Source organism: Amycolatopsis sp. NPDC003676, from assembly GCF_053587275.1.
On sequence record NZ_JBSFNS010000086.1, the window covers coordinates 20,233 to 35,971 of the forward strand.

Below are 15,739 nucleotides of genomic sequence, written 5' to 3' on the forward strand. Positions count from 1 at the left end.
CATCGGTGGTCCACACCTCACACTGCAGGAGCAGAGGGTAGCGAACGCCTGGCCGATTTGTAACCCTCCAGAAGTTGCCCGGAGAGCACCCAGGCAGCGGATCAAGGCCCTTCGGGCACCCACGGGTCGTTCACATACCCCGGCATACCAGGGGATTCGATCACCTGATCGAGTGACCAGCAACACTTCTGAATCGTATATGAACACCCATTGTGAGTGATCGTCCTGGTTCTCTACAGTAGCCGCGTGACTCCGGACAATGAGCCACCTTCCCCCCGCGTCCATGCCAGACGCGGGCCCATTTGCTAGGAGCGACCTTGTTTGAAGAAGCGGTGAGCAGCCGGCGCGATTACGGCAGGCGCGGGTTCCTGTCGCTCGCGATGGCGGGCGGCGTGGCCTTGACTGCCAGCGGATGCGGCCTGCTGGGCGGATCGGACGATTCGGGCAGCTCGAAGGGCGGCTCCGGGGTCGAGAAGGCCAAGATCAAGGTCTCGATCATGCCGACGATCGACGTGGTGCCTTTCCACCTCGCGGTCCAGAACGGCTACTTCAAGAACGAGGGACTCGAAGTCGAAGCCGTCGATGCCGCCAGCGGTGACGCCTCGCTGCAGAAGCTCCAGTCGGGCGAGGTCGACATCGCCTACGCGAGCTACACGCCGTTCTTCATCGCCAAGAGCAAGGGCGCCGCGGACATCAAGCTCGTCGCCGACGCCTCCTCAGCGGGGCCGAAGAGCACCGAGGTCGTGGCGATGCCGAACAGCAACATCAAGAACGTGCACGACCTGGCGGGCAAGAAGATCGGGATCACCGCCACCAACACGATTTGCGACACCCTGACCAAGTCGGTCATGCGCGACAACGGCGTGAACTTCAACGACGTCAAGTGGGTCTCGCTGCGGTTCCCGGACATCGGCCCCGCGGTCAAGCGCGGCGACATCGACGCGGGCTTCCTGACCGAGCCGTTCATCACGCAGTCGGCGAAGGTCAACGGGACGGTCGAGGTCATCGACACCGCTTCCGGCGGCACCAAGGACTTCCCGACCGCGGGCTACGGCTCGCTCGGCAAGTTCACCGACGCCAACCCGAAGACCGTCGCCGCGTTCCAGCGCGCGATGCTCCGCGCCACCAAGGAAGCGTCCGACCGCTCCAAGATCGAGCCGCTGATGATCCAGTTCTCGAAGGTGGACGAGGCGACCGCGAAGATCACGAACCTGCTGACCTTCCAGTCCACTTTGGACGCACGGCGCATCCAGCGCGTGCCGGACCTGCTGCAGCAGTTCGGTTCCATCCAGTCGAAGATCGATGTGCAGTCGATGATCGTCCCGCAGGCGAACGCGTCCTGACGTGCGCCTCGTCCGGAACCTGACCGGCCTGCTCGGCTTCCTCCTGATCTGGGAGGCCGTCGTGCGGGCCGGTCTGATCGACCAGAACGACCTGCCCCCGCCGACCGTCGTGTTCGCCCGGATCGGCGAACTGCTCGGCGACGTCGAATTCGTGCGCGACGTGGTCGCCTCGGTGCTCGCGTGGATGATCGCGCTGCTCATTTCGATCGCCATCGCGGTCCCCGCCGGTCTGCTGCTCGGCAGCATCCCCTGGCTGCGCGACGCGACCAAGGCGATCGTCGAATTCCTGCGCCCGATCCCTTCCGTGGCACTGATTCCGCTGGTGCTGATCGTCGTCGGCGGCGGTCCGGAAGCGAAGATCACGCTCGCGGTGTACGCGGCGGTGTGGCCGATCCTCTTCAACACCATCTACGCGCTGGCCGAGATCGATCCGCTGCTGCTGGAAACCGCGCGCACGTACGGAACTCCGCGTTCGCGGGTGCTGACCTCGGTCGCGCTGCCGCACGCCGCGCCGTTCGTGTTCACCGGGATCCGGTTGTCCGCCGCGATTTCGCTGATCCTGGTGATCAGCACGGAATTCCTGGCCGGCGCGAAACTCGGCATCGGGCAGTTCGTGCTCGAAGCCAGTTCCGGGCCGGGCCGGATGGACCTGGTGCTCGCCGGAACGGTCATCGCCGGAATCCTCGGCTTCCTCGTCAACGAGGGCCTGGAACGGCTGGGGCACCGGCTGTTCCGCTGGAGCAGCGCCGTCGAAGGAGCCGCCGCGTGAGCGTGGTCGAGAAGCCGTCCACCGTGACGCGCCGGATGAGCCGCGGCATCAGCGGGTTCGCCCGCAAGTGGCTGCTGTTCGCGATTCTCGTGGTGTTGTGGGAGATCGCGACACAGCTGAGCGAGAGCGTGTTCTTCCCGCCGCCGTCGAAGATCGCCGCCGCGGCGGCGAAACTGTGGTTCTCCGGGCCGGCTTCGCAGCTGTTCCTCGGCGATCCGGTCTTCGACCACATCCTGCCGAGCCTCGGCCGGGTCCTCGGCGGTTGGCTGCTGGCGGTGGTGATCGGCGTCGCGCTCGGCACCGCGCTGGGCCGCTCGCGCACCGGAATGGACTACGTGGGGCCGCTGTTCGCGTTCTTCCGCGCCATCCCGCCGCCCGCGCTGGTGCCGGTGTTCATCATCCTGTTCGGCATCGGCCCCGGCATGCAGACCGCGACGATCATCTTCGGTTCGCTGTGGCCGGTCCTGATGAACACAGTGGACGGAGTCCGCTCGGTCGACAAGGTCAAGGCGGAGACGGCGCGCGCGTTCCGCACGCCGAAGCGGTACTGGATCGGGCTGGTCGTGCTGCCCGCGGCGCTGCCGAAGATCTTCGCCGGGCTGCGGCTGTCGCTCTCCATCGCGCTGATCCTGATGGCGATCTCCGAACTGGTGGGGGCGCTCAACGGCATCGGCTACGCGCTGCTCGCCGCCCAGCGTTCGTACGACTTCGACCAGATGTGGGCGTGGATCGTGCTGCTGGGCATCCTCGGGTACGGGTTCAACGCCGCGCTGCTCGGCATCGAACGCCGGGTGCTCGGCTGGCAGCCCGGCCGGAACTAGGAAGGTTTTCCCGTTATGTCGACCATGCTCGAGGTCTCCGGCCTCAGCCACCGCTACGGCAGCGGCGAATCCGCGCACGTCGCGGTCAACGAACTGTCGTTCACGGTCGAGACCGGGCAGCTGGCGTGCATCGTCGGCCCGTCCGGCTGCGGCAAGTCCACGCTGCTGCGCGCGATCGCCGGCCTGATCCCGCCGTCCGGCGGCACGGTGAGCCTGCACGGCGACCGCGTCACGTCGGTGCCGGACGATCTCGCCGTGGTCTTCCAGGACTACAGCCGTTCCCTGTTCCCGTGGCTGTCGGTCGCGAAGAACGTGGAATTCCCGCTGCGCTGGAGCAAACTCGACAAGGCGACCCGGCGTGCCCGGGCCGCCGAAGCGCTCGAAGCGGTCGGGCTGTCCGCCGCGGTGAACAAGTACCCGTGGCAGCTCTCGGGCGGCATGCAGCAGCGGGTGTCCATCGCCCGTGCGCTGGCGAGCCGTCCGGCGCTGTTGCTGATGGACGAGCCGTTCGCTTCGGTGGACGCGCAGACCCGGTTCGAGCTGGAGGACCTGCTGCGCCGGGTCCAGGTCGAACAGGGCACGACGGTTTTGCTGGTGACGCACGACATCGACGAAAGCGTGTACCTGGGCGACCGGGTGCTGGTGCTGTCGAAGTCGCCGGCGCGGATCGTGGCCGATTTGAAGGTGGACCTGCCCGCGCAGCGGGACCAGATCACTACGCGGGAATCGGCGGAATTCGTTTCGCTGCGCGGTGAAGTGGCGCGGTTGCTGCATGGTCCGGCGGTCCAGGCGGCTGCGGATTTGGCGGAGCAGGAGGCGGCGGAGGCTGCTGCTTCCGAGGCTTCGGAGACTGTCGTTTCGGAGAAGAAGTAGTCACAGCTTCGGGAACCAGACCGAGACGTCGGCGAGCGCGTCGAGGGTGCCGGAATCTACTTGTCCGGCAACGGTTTCCGTTTCGGCGACCACCATTGCTCGACCGTCCACTCTGGACTGGAAGTGGCGGCCGGAGAATTTCACGCCGTCGAGGCCGAGCAGGGCAGCGCCTAGGGGTTTGATGTCCCCGCTGCCCTGCACTTCCTCGACCTTCTCGCACCCCTCGGCGTCGCTCTTCTTCGGAAATCCCACGCGGGCAACGGAAATCACCGCGGCGTTGCCGTGTCCGTCGCCGACGGCGAAGAGGTTTCGGTCCAATGAGGCGCAGCGGTGCTCCGCGAGGTAGTCGCGGACGCGGTCGGTGGAGTTCAGCAGGCAGTCGATCTCGTGTTTGGCCGCCTGCTTGAGCTGCTTGAGCTTGAAGCGGCTGAAGGTCTCGTCCTTGCGGCCGCGTTTCGCGGACTTCTTGCCCTCGGCTTTGCGGGTCTCAAGACTGCGGCCGGGCAAGGAGTCCGCGACGTCACCGGCGAGATTTCCGGGTAGAGCCTCGGCTGCCCCGGATCCCACGCTCGCCGCACCGCCGATTCCGGCCGCGGTTCCGCCGCCGACGGCAGCGACGACCGCGACCCCAGCCACGAAGACCTTCGCCCCGCCGCCGTCGTTGATCGGGATTACTGTCCCGTCCTCAAGCGTCCGGAATTTCTGCTTCGCCACTCGCTGTCCCTCCCCTGGACACCAAGACCGAAGCGGTCAAGATAGCCCCTGAGCAGCGAAAACTCACCCGGTTCCGGCCGGGTTCACCCGTTCAGCCCTTAGCGCGGGAATCCGGCCCGGTCTCGTCCGGCCCGATCTCCGGCAGCGTCCGCACGCCGAGCACGTTGGCCCCCACCAGCTTCCGGGCCGCCAGGTTCCCCATCGGCATGAACGTGCTCGCCTGCACGTCCCGCCACATGCGCTCGAACGGCAGCGCCTTCGAGTAAGACATGCCGCCCAGCGCGTCGACCAGCCGCTGCATCACCTTGACCGCGTTGTTCGCCGCCGTGTACTTCACCACCGCGCTGCGGGCTACGCCGTCCTGGATGTCTCCGGTGAACAACCGTCGGCTCGTCACCTCGTCGGCCTGGCGGTAGATCAGCGCGCGCGAACTCTCCAGCAGGATCTGGCATTCGCCGATCACGTCCTGCAGCACCGGGTCTTCCGCCTTGCCGCGCTGGATCAGCGTCTGCACGGCCCAGTCCAGCGCGCCCGCCGCGATTCCCGTGTAGACCGCCGAAAACGCCGGCATCGCCCACGCCCACACGGTTTCCAGCACCCGCGAGTCGAGGTGTTTCACCGGCAGCGAGTGCACGACCGCGGCGTCCTCGACGAACACCTTGTCCAGTTCGACGTCGTTGCTCTGGGTGCCGCGCATGCCCATGGTGTTCCACGTCTGGTGGATCGTGACGCCCGGCGCGTCCAGCGCGATCTGGCACAGCAGCAGCCGCGGGCCGCCGTCGGCGTCCTCGTAGCGGGCGGTGGTCGAGCAGTGCGTGGCGACGGCCGAGTTGGTCGCGAAGCTCTTGCGGCCGGTCAGTTCGAAGCCGCCTTCGACGCGGACAGCGCGGGTTTTCGCGTCCGTCATGTCGTTGCGCAGGCCCGTTTCGCTGGTGATCGACGCCCACACCAGCTCGCCGTCCACCGCTTTGCGCAGCAGTTGCTCCAGCCGGGGCGCCTTCGTGCGCCGCCACACGCTCGCCCACTGTCCCAGCGGCGACAGGTGCATCGTGAACGCCAGCGCGGTCGCGCCGTCGCCCATCGCGAGCCGTTCCAGCACCGGCAGGATTTCCGGCAGCCCGGCTCCGGAGCCGCCCAGTTCTTCCGGGACCGACAGCCGGAGGAAGCCCGCCTCCCGCAGGTCGTCGTAGTTCTGGTGCGGGAAGGTGTTGTCCCGGTCGTGCTCGGCCGCGCGCTCGGCGAAAATGTCCGCGAGCTTGGCGGCGCGGTCGACGAGGGCCTGCTGCTTGGGCGTCAGGAGAGGCTGCACCCGGCCATCAAAACAGCGTCCCGGATCTTGGTCAATCAGCCATTGTCCGTAGCCGCTTCAGTCCACAAGACACGCGCGAGCGCCTGCCCCGGCGACCGGGACAGGCGCTCGCGACAGCCGTGGTCAGCCGATCAGTTTGGACAGTCCGGAGCCGTTGAACGAACCCCAGCCGGTCGTCTGGTCGTAGCCCTTGCCGGCGGAGAAGCCGGTGGTGCCGTTGAAGGTGTTGTTGCCGGTGGTCACGTCGTGGAAGCCGGAACCGTAGGAGGTGCCGTTGCCGATGCCGTAGAACTTCGGGTTCAGGTTGCCGAGGCCGCCCTTGTGGACCTCGTTCTGCAGCGCCGCGAAGCCCGCCCACAGCGGGGCCGCGCCCGAGGTGCCCCACACGTTGCCGGTCTGTCCGCCGGAGATGATCGTGTACGCCGAACCCTGTGCGGCGTCACCGGCGACGTCCGGGACCTTGCGCTTGGTCGTGCTCTGCTTGGACTGCCACGACGGCGCGGCGAAGATCGTCGAGATGCCACCGCCGCCGGCCCCGCCCGAGGCGCCGTCGTTCCACGTCGTCTCGCTGCTGTAGCCGTTCGACGAGTTCACCGTCAGCTGCGTGCCGCCGACGCCGGAGACGTTCGGGCTCGACGCCGGGAAGTCGACGGCCTGTGCCTTGCTGCCGGTCTGGCGGGCGCAGTCGGTGGTGCCGTCGTCGCCCGCGGCGGCGAAGTAGCTGATGCCCTCCGCGGTGCCGGTCGCGAGCGCCTTGTCGACGCTCTTGGCCGCGGCCGAGCCTTCCGCCGCCTCGCAGGAGCCCCACGAGATCGAGACGACACTGACCTTCTTGTCCGACGCGATCTGCTGGTACATCGCCAGTTCGCCCGCGTTGGAGTTCGGGGCCTCGTACACGTAGTCGTTCGCCGGGGCGGCGAGCGCGTGCACGACCTCGATGTCCAGGTCGACCTCCGTCTGGCCGTCGCCGGGGCTCGAGTCGTAGTTGGCTCCGCTGACCGAAACCGTGTTGACCGAACCGCCCTTGAGGCCGTACTTCGTGTCGTACGCGGTGATGTCGGACTTCTTGTAGCCGTCGAACTCCACGAAACCGACGTTCACGCCCGCGCCGGTGGCGGTCATGCCGCTCGTGCCGTACGCGGTCTTGAGGATGGTCGGCGTCACCGGCTTGACCGTGCGCGGCGCCGCCGCCGGCTTGGCGTGGTGCTTCACCGCGTGGTTGTCGAGGCCGACGACCGAATCGACCACCGAGGACACCGAAGCGGGCAATTCCGGCGCGGAGTCGTTCGCGTAGAACTTCCGGCCGGTGACGGTGTCGGTGTAATTGCCGAGACGCGTATGGAAGGCGGATTCCAGCTGTCCGGCAGTTGCCGAGAAGGTGATCGCCTGCCGGTTTCCGGAAACCTGAATACCCTGCGCGCCGCTGCGCTTGAGGAAATTGACCGCCTGATCGGCTTCGGCCTGTGTTGGGCCGAATGCAGCAGTGAACTGCTCCGGAGAGAGGAATCGGTGATACTGCGGCGAAGCCGGGTCCTGCACGTCGGAAAGGAAGCGGGCGAGCGCCTGCTGGTTGTGCAGCTTAAGGGACAGTGCGGCGGGAATCTGCTGCTCAGCGGCGACGTCGCCGGACCGCGCGCTGGCGGCGAGCGGTGCGGCGTTGCCGGAAAGGGCGACCAGCGGATCGGCGTTCGCGACGCCGGCCACGGACAGGCACAGCAACGCCGGCAGCGGAACCGCGGCGGCGACGAGCTTGCGCAAGCGCATGAGAATTCCTCTCGAGAGGCGGGGACCGGGCCGGCTAAATCGCGGTACCGACCCGTATCACGACCCTAAAAAACCCCTCGAAACAAAGAAACCTACTTTTGGCTGACCTTATCTGGGTTGGTTTGTTTTCCACTTGCACAATTTATGCCTGATTCACGCCGCGATGTCCCGCCGAATCCGGAAACCATCGCAAGGCGCGAGACGGAATCCCCGGACAATCCGGACCGGTTGCGCGCACACGCGCACTGTGGTCGTCAAGCGAAGAAGGGAACCTTGCCGGAATCGCAATTCCCGGCGAGGTTCCCTTCTCGAATGGACTAGAGCGTCAGCCTTTGACGAGTTCGGCCCACTCCCGCACGGCCGCCGGGTCCACCGGAGCGTCCCAACCGGACGGACGCACCGCGCCGCCCACGTGGAATCCGCGCACGCCGCCCGCTCGCAGCAAATGCACCTGCTGCGCCCGCAAACCGCCGCCGACCAACAGGGCCGGGCCGTCGGTGCGCCGCGCGAGCTGCTGCAGTACCGACAGTCCACTCGCGACACCGTTCGAGTGGCCGGCCGCCAGCACGGTGTCGCAGCCGAGCTCGGCCAGCACGTCGTACGCGGCGATGGGGTTGCGCGAACGGTCGATGGCGCGGTGGAACGTCCACGGCCGCCCGTCGATCTCCTTCAGCAGCACGCGGCACGCCTCGGCGTCGACTTCGCCGTCCTCGGTCAGGAAGCCGAACACGAACTCCCGCGCCCCCGCGGACACCAGCCGGGCCGCCGAAGCGCGCACCTCGTCGATCGCGCGGGCGTCGAAAGTGTTCTCCGCGCGCAGCATCACGCGCACCGGCAAATCAGTGGCCGCGAGCACCTCGCGCACCGTCGCCTCGCTCGGGGTGAGCCCGTCGCTGGCCATGTCGGCGACCAGTTCGAGCCGGTCCGCTCCGCCCTCCTGCGCCCGCTCCGCGTCCGGCGCGCCCAGCGCGATCACTTCCAGCAGGGCGGTGTTCGAACTCATGCCTCATCCGTTTCGATCCAGTGGCGGGGTGTCTTCCCCCCTGGCGTGCCTGCCGCGCCGGAAGCCGCCTTGCAGGCTCGTCATCCGGGCGCGCACCGCGTCGGGGGAAAGCGAGAGTATCGGCCGCTGCTCGCCGGTCGCGGCGGGGCCGCCCGCCACGTCGGCGACCCGCAGGAACGGCCAGGTGTCCTCGGCCCCGTCCTCTTGTTCCAGCTGCTCGGGCGACGGCCACTCCGGCTGTTCCGCGGGCGACGGCCATTCCGGGGCGGCCTCGTCCGGGTCGTCGGTCGGGAACTCCGGCGGTGCTTCGTAAGCGTGCTTCGCTGCCTGGTAGTCCGGCTCGAACGCGGGCACCTCCGGCATCGGCGCGACCACGCGCGGCTCCGGCGCCACCGGCTCCTCCACTGGTGCCGAGAGGTCGAACCAGCGCGACAGCACGTCGCGATAAGCCGGCATCCGGTCCGTCGGCGCGTCGATCTCCAGATGCGACCGCGCCGACTCGACCGGCCACGACGGCGCTTCCTCGACCACCGGCGCACGCCGCAGCGGACCGGCGTCGTCGAGGGTCGGCGCGACCAGCTCGGCGGGCTCCTCCGGCTCTTCGACCGGCGTCAACGGCGCGAGCGGGGCCAGCAGCTCCGGCTCCGGGGCGGGTTCCGGTTCGACCGGCGCGGGCGGCTGCGGCAGCGGCGGGGCCTCGGTGATCAACGCCGCCGGGACGACGACCGTCGCGGTGAGACCGCGGCCTTCCGCCGGGCTCAGCTTCACCGCGATGGCGTGCCGTTCGGCCAGCGTCGCGACCACGAACAGCCCCATCCGGCGCGACACCTCGACGTCGACCTCCGGCGGATGCGCCAGCCGCGCGTTGGTGCGGTCGATCTCCGCCTGCGGCATGCCCGCGCCGCGGTCGGTGATCTCGATCCGCCACGCCCCGTCCGGCGTCCGCGCGCTCTCGACGGTGACCGCCGCCTGCGGCCCGGAGTACCGGGTGGCGTTCTCCAGCAGCTCGGACACCACGTGCACCAGGTCGTTCACCGCGTCGCCGCGCACCGCGAGCGCCGGGGCCGGGCCGACCTCGATCCGCTGGTAATCCTCCACTTCGGACAGTGCGGCCCCGATGATCTCGTCGGCGACCACCGGTCCGGTGTCCTCGCGCACCAGGTCGGTGCCGGACAGCACCAGCAGGTTCTCGCTGTTGCGCCGCATCCGGGTGGCGAGGTGGTCCAGTTCGAACAGCCCGCCGAGGGTGTCCGGGTCCTGTTCGCCCGCCTCCATCCGGTCGAGCACGGACAGCTGCCGCTCCACCAGGTCCTGGCTGCGCTGCGACAGGTTGACGAACATCGCGTTCACGTTCTCGCGCAGCATCGCCTGCTCGGCGGCCAGCCGGACCGCCTCGCCGTGCACCGCGTCGAACGCGCGCGCGACCTGGCCGACTTCCTCGCGGGTGAAGATCGGCACCGGCGCGACCGCCGCCCGGTGCCGCAGGTTTTCCGGTGCCGGATCGGGCTCGGTGAGCAGTCGCTGCACGGCCTCGGGCAGCCGGTGGTCGGCGACCTCCAGCGCGGTGCGGCGCAGGATCCGCAACGGCCGCAGCAGCGAGCGCGCGATCACCACCGACAGGACACCGGCGACCAACAGGACGCCGATGACGATTCCGCCGTCCCAGATCGTCGAGGCGCGGGCGCTGGCGGCACGCGCGTCCGTTTTCTCCTGGAGCTGGACGAGCAGCGCCTGCTGGACCTGGTGGGCGAGATTGACCGTGTACGTCGACGCGGTGTCCCACCGGTCCGCGTCCAGGCCGGACAGCGGCTGGTTGTTCTCCGTGCGCGTGAGCGCCGACTCGACCATGTCGTTGCCGATGTCGACGACGATGCCGATCACCGTGTCCGAGTACATCCGCTGCTCGTCCGGAGTGGCGAAGGTGCGGTAGTCGCTGCGCGCGGCGGCCAGCTCGGCTTCCGCGCCGAGCAACGCGCGCGTCCGGTCCCGGTTGAGCGTGCCCTGCGCGATCGCCTCGGACATGACCGCGCGCTTGACCGACATCTGGTCCTTGATCCGCGCGAGCGCGTTCCCGGCCAGCCGCAGCCGCGCCAGGTCGGGTTCGGTGACGTCGGCCGCCGCGGTGTCGCTGATGTCGAGCAGACCGGAGATCAGCTCGCTGTAGGAGCGCAGAACCGCGTCGGCCGGATACGCCGAGTGTTCGGCCGAGTACCGAAGGCCGCCCAGCACTCGGAGCCGGTCGTCGCTCTGCTGCAGATCGCCCGCCGCGGCATCGTCGAGCCGCGATTTGCTGTCGGCGAGCGACCGTTCGAACGCGCCGATCGCCAGGTCGACCCGGGTGCGCTGGCCGACGAGGACGTCCGTGGCCCCCTTCCGGTCGCCCGCGACGAAGCGGACCGTGACGTCGCGTTCCCGCTGGAGCTGGTGCACGACCTCGGCGACCGTCGTGTCGACCCGGCAGCGGGCGGCGAACTCGGCGAGCTGGCGGGCGTCGCGCAGGTCGCTGTTGACTCGCAGGCCGACCAGCACGACCACGGCGAGCGCGGGGATCAGCAGGACGGCGAAGAGCTTGGTGCGCAGCCGCCAGTTCCGCAGCCGCCAGCCGCCGCCGACCGGGCGCGAGGCAGCCGGATCCGTCGCGTCACCCGAACGGGGACGGTCGTCGCGACGGGTCACCTGTGCTTCCTTTTCCGCCGCGGGAACCTCTGCCCACGGACCTCCTCGGGCTACGGCCGGAAACTACCAAGCGGTAGCTTCCGGCGAAAAGATCGGGAAGCCACCCTGGCGGGGGCACAGCCCTGCGGGCGATCGTATGGGCAGCGGCCCATACGATCCAGCACGAGGCAGAGATTCTCCCGGCAGGGGATGGCGAGTGAAAGCGACCGGTCTGAGGTTTGCGCTGGTGGCGACGTTGTTCGCACTCAGCGGCTGCTCCATGTTCGGATCCAGTGACTCCGGGCAAGCGCAACCGCCGGAACGCGCGACGCTGCGGGTCGGCGTCGCGAGCCCGATCGACACCGCCCCGCTGCGCATCGCCGTCGCGGCCGGAAAGTTCCGCCAGGCCGGGTTGAATGTCCAACTGGTGGAACTCGGCGACAGCGACGGCGTGGAAAAACTGAAAGCCGGACAGGTCGATGTGACGTTCGGCAACGACGTGTCCCTGTTCCGCGCCGCGGGATCGGGCACCGCGCTGCAACTGCAAGGCGAGGCGTACACCTTCGGCCGCACGACCATCGCGCTCGTCACGCTGCCCGGTTCCGACTACACCGAACCGACCGCGAAGAAGTCGCCGACGATCGCCGTGGACTCCCCCGACGACATCGGCGCGCTCACCGCGCGGGCCGTCCTCGGCACGGCGGGCGTCGACAAATCGAAGATCCAATTCACGACCCGGCCGTTCGCGCAGATGCCCGCCGCGCTGCAGTCCGGGGACGCGGACGCGGCGCTGATGGTCGAGCCGTACATCACCCGCGCGGAGAAAGAGCTGGGCGCACAGGTCCTCGCCGACGGCTCGACCGGCGCGACGCTGGACTTCCCGGCGTCGGGCTACGCCGCGACCGGCCAGTTCGCCGCGGCGAACCCGCGCACGCTGACCGCGTTCCGGAACGTCCTCACCCAGGCCCAGCTCGCCGCGTCCGATTCGGCGAAGGTGCGCGACGCGCTGCCGACGTTCTCCGACATCGACCAGACGACCGCCGCGCTGATCTCGCTCGGCAGCTACCCGACCACGCTGTCGGCGACCCGGCTGCAGCGCGTGGCCGACCTCATGCACAGCTCCGGGCAGCTCGCCAACCGGCTGGACGTGGCGGCGATGCTGCCCAACGCCTTGTGAGTGTTGATCACGGTTCTAACCGCGATTGCCGCGCACGAGGGCGTCAGATGCTCGCCCCGGTCGGCTGCAGGCAGATCGTGCGCACCGGCGGCCCCGCGTAGACCAGCGACAGGTCCTTGTCGCCGCAGCTGGACGCCTTCCGCTCGCCGTCGTGCACGACCGCGCGCGCTTCCGCCTTGGGGTCGTCGCAGGCGACCTTGCCGACCTTCGATTCGTCCGAAACGTCGCGCACGCATTCGCCGGACGCGACGTTCAGCGCGAGGCACAGCGTCTGGGTTGGCCTGCCGCTGGTGCGGGACGACGACGAGTACAGCTCGAACCGCACGTAGTCCTCGCCGCTGCACGAGGCGCGGCCCTTGACGACAGTGTCGACGCGATAGGTGGCGGCCTGCTCGGAGCAGTCCGCGCCGGTGTAGGTCTGCGTCTCCGAGCCGAACGACGAGAGGTACAGGCAGCTGCCCGCGACCGGCGGTCCCGCCGAACGCGCGATCGCGGCGAACCCGAACGCGCCGAGCGTCCCGAGCCCGAGCGCTACGACGACGAGCCCGGCGAAGAGCGCTTTCTGCTTGCCCGACACCCGTTTCGGGCCGCCCTGGACCGCTTGCGGCGGGGGCGCCTGGTACGGGTTCGCGGCCGGCGGCACGCCGAACGGTGGTGTGGTCACTGGGTCCCCTCCCGCGGCTTCGTCCCGTCATCTTGGCATCCCCGGGCCGCGGTCCGGGAGGGAACGTATAAAGGAGAGGTGACTGATGGCCCCCTGATCGTCCAGTCCGACAAAACCGTGCTGCTCGAGGTCGACAATCCGCGTGCCGGCGACGCGCGGATCGCCATCGCGCCGTTCGCCGAACTGGAACGAGCGCCCGAGCACGTGCACACCTACCGGATCACGCCGCTCGCGTTGTGGAACGCGCGCGCCGCCGGGCACGACGCGGAACAGGTGGTGGACGCGCTCACCACGTACTCGCGCTTCCCGGTGCCGCAGCCGCTCCTGATCGACGTCGTCGACGTGATGGGCCGGTTCGGGCGGCTGCAGATCGCCAACCACCCCGCGCACGGCCTGGTCATGACCACGACCGACCGCGCGGTACTGGAAGAGGTCTCGCGCAACAAGAAGATCAGCCCGATGCTGGGCTCGCGGATCGACGACGACACGGTGATCGTGCACCCGTCCGAACGCGGGCGGCTCAAGCAAGCGCTGCTGAAGGTCGGCTGGCCCGCCGAGGACCTCGCCGGGTACGTGGACGGCGAAGCGCATCCGATCGACCTCGCCGAGGAAGACTGGCACCTGCGCGACTATCAGCGGCAGGCCGCCGAAGCGTTCTGGGCGGGCGGCTCCGGCGTCGTCGTGCTGCCGTGCGGCGCGGGCAAGACGCTGGTCGGCGCCGCCGCGATGGCGCACGCCAAGGCGACCACGCTGATCCTGGTCACCAACACCGTCGCCGGGCGGCAGTGGAAGCGCGAACTGGTCGCGCGCACGTCGCTCACCGAGGACGAGATCGGCGAGTACTCCGGGGAGAAGAAGGAGATCCGGCCGGTCACCATCGCGACGTACCAGGTGGTCACGCGCAAGACCAAGGGCGAGTACAAGCACCTCGACCTGTTCGATTCGCGCGACTGGGGCCTGGTCGTCTACGACGAGGTGCACCTGCTGCCCGCGCCGGTGTTCCGGATGACGGCGGACCTGCAGTCGCGGCGCCGCCTCGGGCTCACCGCCACGCTGGTGCGCGAGGACGGCCGCGAGGGCGACGTGTTCTCGCTGATCGGCCCGAAGCGGTACGACGTGCCGTGGCGCGACATCGAGGCGCAGGGCTGGATCGCGCCCGCGGAGTGCACCGAGGTGCGGGTGACGCTGACCGAGAACGAACGTCTGCAGTACGCCACCGCGGACGCCGACGAGCGGTACAAGCTCGCGGCGACGGCGATGACGAAGATCCCGGTGATCCGGTCCATTGTGGACAAACATGCCGGCGAGCCGACGCTGGTGATCGGCGCCTACCTCGACCAGCTCGAGATGCTGGGCGCGGAACTGGAAGCCCCGGTGATCCAGGGCGCGACGCGGAACAAGGAGCGGGAGGAGCTGTTCGACAAGTTCCGCCGCGGCGAACTGCGCACGCTGGTGGTGTCGAAGGTGGCGAACTTCTCGATCGACCTGCCGGAAGCGTCGGTGGCGATCCAGGTGTCGGGCACGTTCGGCTCGCGGCAGGAGGAGGCGCAACGCCTCGGCCGGCTGTTGCGTCCCAAGGGCGACGGACGGCAGGCGCACTTCTATTCGATCGTCTCGCGGGACACAGTGGACACTGAGTACGCCGCACACCGGCAGCGGTTCCTCGCGGAGCAGGGGTACGCGTACCACATCGTCGACGCGGAGGACCTGCGTCGACCGCTGTGACTTACGAACCGAGGTAACGGAGAACGGCCAGCACGCGTCGGCTGTAGCCCTTCGCTTGCGGCAGGTCGAGTTTGTCGAAGATCGCGTTCACGTGCTTCTCCACGGCGCTCTGCGAGACGTACAGCAGCGTGGCGATGCTCGCGTTCGTGTGGCCCTGCGCCATTTTCTCCAGCACGTCGCGCTCGCGCGGGGTCAGCCGGGCGAGCGCGTCCTCGTGCGAAGTGCGGGCGACCAGCCTGCGCACCACCTCCGGGTCGAATGCCGCACCACCGGCGCCGACCCGGTCCAGTGCGTCGAGGAAGTCGCCTACTTGCGCTACGCGGTCTTTGAGGAGGTAGCCGACCCTGCCGCCGTCGCCGCCTATGAGCTTGGCCGCGTAACGTTTCTCGACATACTGGGACAGCACGAGCACGCCGGTTTCCGGCCAACGTTCGCGGATCTCGAGGGCGGCACGCAGCCCTTCGTCGGTGTGGGTCGGCGGCATGCGGACATCCGTGACGACCACGTCGGGCTGGTGTTCCGCAGTCGCTTCGAGGAGCTTCTCGCCATCGCCGACTGCGGCGACTACCTCGTGTCCTTCCTCCGCCAGCAGCCTTACGAGGCCTTCTCTGAGCAACGTCGCGTCCTCAGCCAGGATCACACGCACGGCAACGTCACCCGCACCGTAGTCCCGCTTTCCGGGCTCTGCAAGGAAAATTCGCCATCCATCGCCGCAACTCGCCTTGCCAGTCCGGACAATCCGCCACTCTCGCTCATGGTCGCACCGCCGCAGCCGTCGTCAGTGATCTCAGCGACGATCCTGGTTTCTTCCTTATGGACATCGATAGTGACCTTATTGGCGCTGGCATGTTTGGCCGCATTGGTGACCGATTCGGACGCCACGAAGTAGACCACTGTCGCCATCTCCGGCGAGGGCTCGTCG

General features: G+C 68.7%; 14 protein-coding genes. 6 read left to right on the forward strand and 8 right to left on the reverse strand.

Annotated elements, in window-relative coordinates:
* Positions 1 to 380: 380 nt before the first annotated feature.
* From ACWDNU_RS33870 to ACWDNU_RS33885, 4 genes are read left to right on the forward strand one after another with little or no spacing between them, the layout of a single operon-like run.
* The gene (locus ACWDNU_RS33870; protein WP_370940644.1) at positions 381 to 1,343 is read left to right on the forward strand and encodes an ABC transporter substrate-binding protein; all 963 of its coding nucleotides are present in this window, start codon (positions 381 to 383) and stop codon (positions 1,341 to 1,343) included.
* Position 1,344: 1 nt separating this feature from the next.
* Positions 1,345 to 2,112: an ABC transporter permease gene (locus ACWDNU_RS33875; protein WP_344264904.1), complete on the forward strand. Its 768-nt coding sequence runs from the start codon at positions 1,345 to 1,347 to the stop codon at positions 2,110 to 2,112.
* Positions 2,109 to 2,933 carry an ABC transporter permease gene (locus tag ACWDNU_RS33880; RefSeq protein WP_370933778.1) on the forward strand — a complete coding sequence of 275 codons (825 nt, stop codon included), beginning with the start codon at positions 2,109 to 2,111 and terminating at the stop codon, positions 2,931 to 2,933. Before ACWDNU_RS33875 ends, ACWDNU_RS33880 begins: the two co-directional genes overlap by 4 nt.
* 15 nt (positions 2,934 to 2,948) lie before the next feature.
* Positions 2,949 to 3,806 carry an ABC transporter ATP-binding protein gene (locus tag ACWDNU_RS33885; protein ID WP_344264907.1) on the forward strand — a complete coding sequence of 286 codons (858 nt, stop codon included), beginning with the start codon at positions 2,949 to 2,951 and terminating at the stop codon, positions 3,804 to 3,806.
* On the opposite strand, the gene ACWDNU_RS33890 is transcribed toward ACWDNU_RS33885, so the two are convergent.
* From ACWDNU_RS33890 to ACWDNU_RS33910, 5 genes are all read right to left on the reverse strand, one after another.
* Complete coding sequence (locus ACWDNU_RS33890) at positions 3,807 to 4,520, reverse strand: hypothetical protein (RefSeq protein ID WP_449671857.1); 714 nt, start codon at positions 4,518 to 4,520, stop codon at positions 3,807 to 3,809.
* A gap of 91 nt (positions 4,521 to 4,611) precedes the next feature.
* Complete coding sequence (locus ACWDNU_RS33895; protein ID WP_370933776.1) at positions 4,612 to 5,829, reverse strand: acyl-CoA dehydrogenase family protein; 1,218 nt, start codon at positions 5,827 to 5,829, stop codon at positions 4,612 to 4,614.
* A gap of 123 nt (positions 5,830 to 5,952) precedes the next feature.
* Positions 5,953 to 7,593, reverse strand: coding sequence for a S53 family peptidase (locus ACWDNU_RS33900; RefSeq protein WP_449671858.1), 1,641 nt, complete (start codon positions 7,591 to 7,593; stop codon positions 5,953 to 5,955).
* 325 nt (positions 7,594 to 7,918) lie between these two features.
* Positions 7,919 to 8,596 (reverse strand): copper homeostasis protein CutC, encoded by a 678-nt coding sequence (locus ACWDNU_RS33905; RefSeq protein ID WP_449671859.1) that lies wholly within the window; start codon positions 8,594 to 8,596, stop codon positions 7,919 to 7,921.
* A 3-nt stretch (positions 8,597 to 8,599) separates the two neighbouring features.
* Complete coding sequence (locus ACWDNU_RS33910) at positions 8,600 to 11,272, reverse strand: sensor histidine kinase (protein ID WP_449671860.1); 2,673 nt, start codon at positions 11,270 to 11,272, stop codon at positions 8,600 to 8,602.
* Between the two features lie 259 nt (positions 11,273 to 11,531).
* Here ACWDNU_RS33910 and ACWDNU_RS33915 point away from each other — a divergent pair, with 259 nt between their 5' ends.
* Positions 11,532 to 12,428 carry an ABC transporter substrate-binding protein gene (locus ACWDNU_RS33915; protein ID WP_449671865.1) on the forward strand — a complete coding sequence of 299 codons (897 nt, stop codon included), beginning with the start codon at positions 11,532 to 11,534 and terminating at the stop codon, positions 12,426 to 12,428.
* 43 nt (positions 12,429 to 12,471) lie between these two features.
* Here ACWDNU_RS33915 and ACWDNU_RS33920 read toward each other — a convergent pair whose 3' ends face one another.
* A complete protein-coding gene (locus ACWDNU_RS33920; protein ID WP_370933772.1) occupies positions 12,472 to 13,092 on the reverse strand; it encodes an LppU/SCO3897 family protein in 621 nt (206 codons plus the stop codon).
* A 78-nt stretch (positions 13,093 to 13,170) separates the two neighbouring features.
* On the opposite strand from ACWDNU_RS33920, the gene ACWDNU_RS33925 reads away from it, so the two are divergent.
* Positions 13,171 to 14,817, forward strand: a complete 1,647-nt coding sequence (locus ACWDNU_RS33925; RefSeq protein WP_449671861.1) for a DNA repair helicase XPB — start codon at positions 13,171 to 13,173, stop codon at positions 14,815 to 14,817.
* A gap of 1 nt (position 14,818) precedes the next feature.
* Here the strand turns inward: ACWDNU_RS33925 and ACWDNU_RS33930 are convergent, their stop codons facing one another.
* Both ACWDNU_RS33930 and ACWDNU_RS33935 read right to left on the reverse strand, forming a co-directional pair.
* On the reverse strand, positions 14,819 to 15,463 hold the full coding sequence (locus ACWDNU_RS33930; RefSeq protein ID WP_449671862.1) for a response regulator: 645 nt from the start codon (positions 15,461 to 15,463) through the stop codon (positions 14,819 to 14,821).
* Positions 15,454 to 15,739, reverse strand: a 286-nt coding sequence (locus ACWDNU_RS33935) for a sensor histidine kinase (RefSeq protein ID WP_449671863.1), incomplete at its 5' end; no start/stop codon positions are given. The genes ACWDNU_RS33930 and ACWDNU_RS33935, both read right to left, overlap by 10 nt.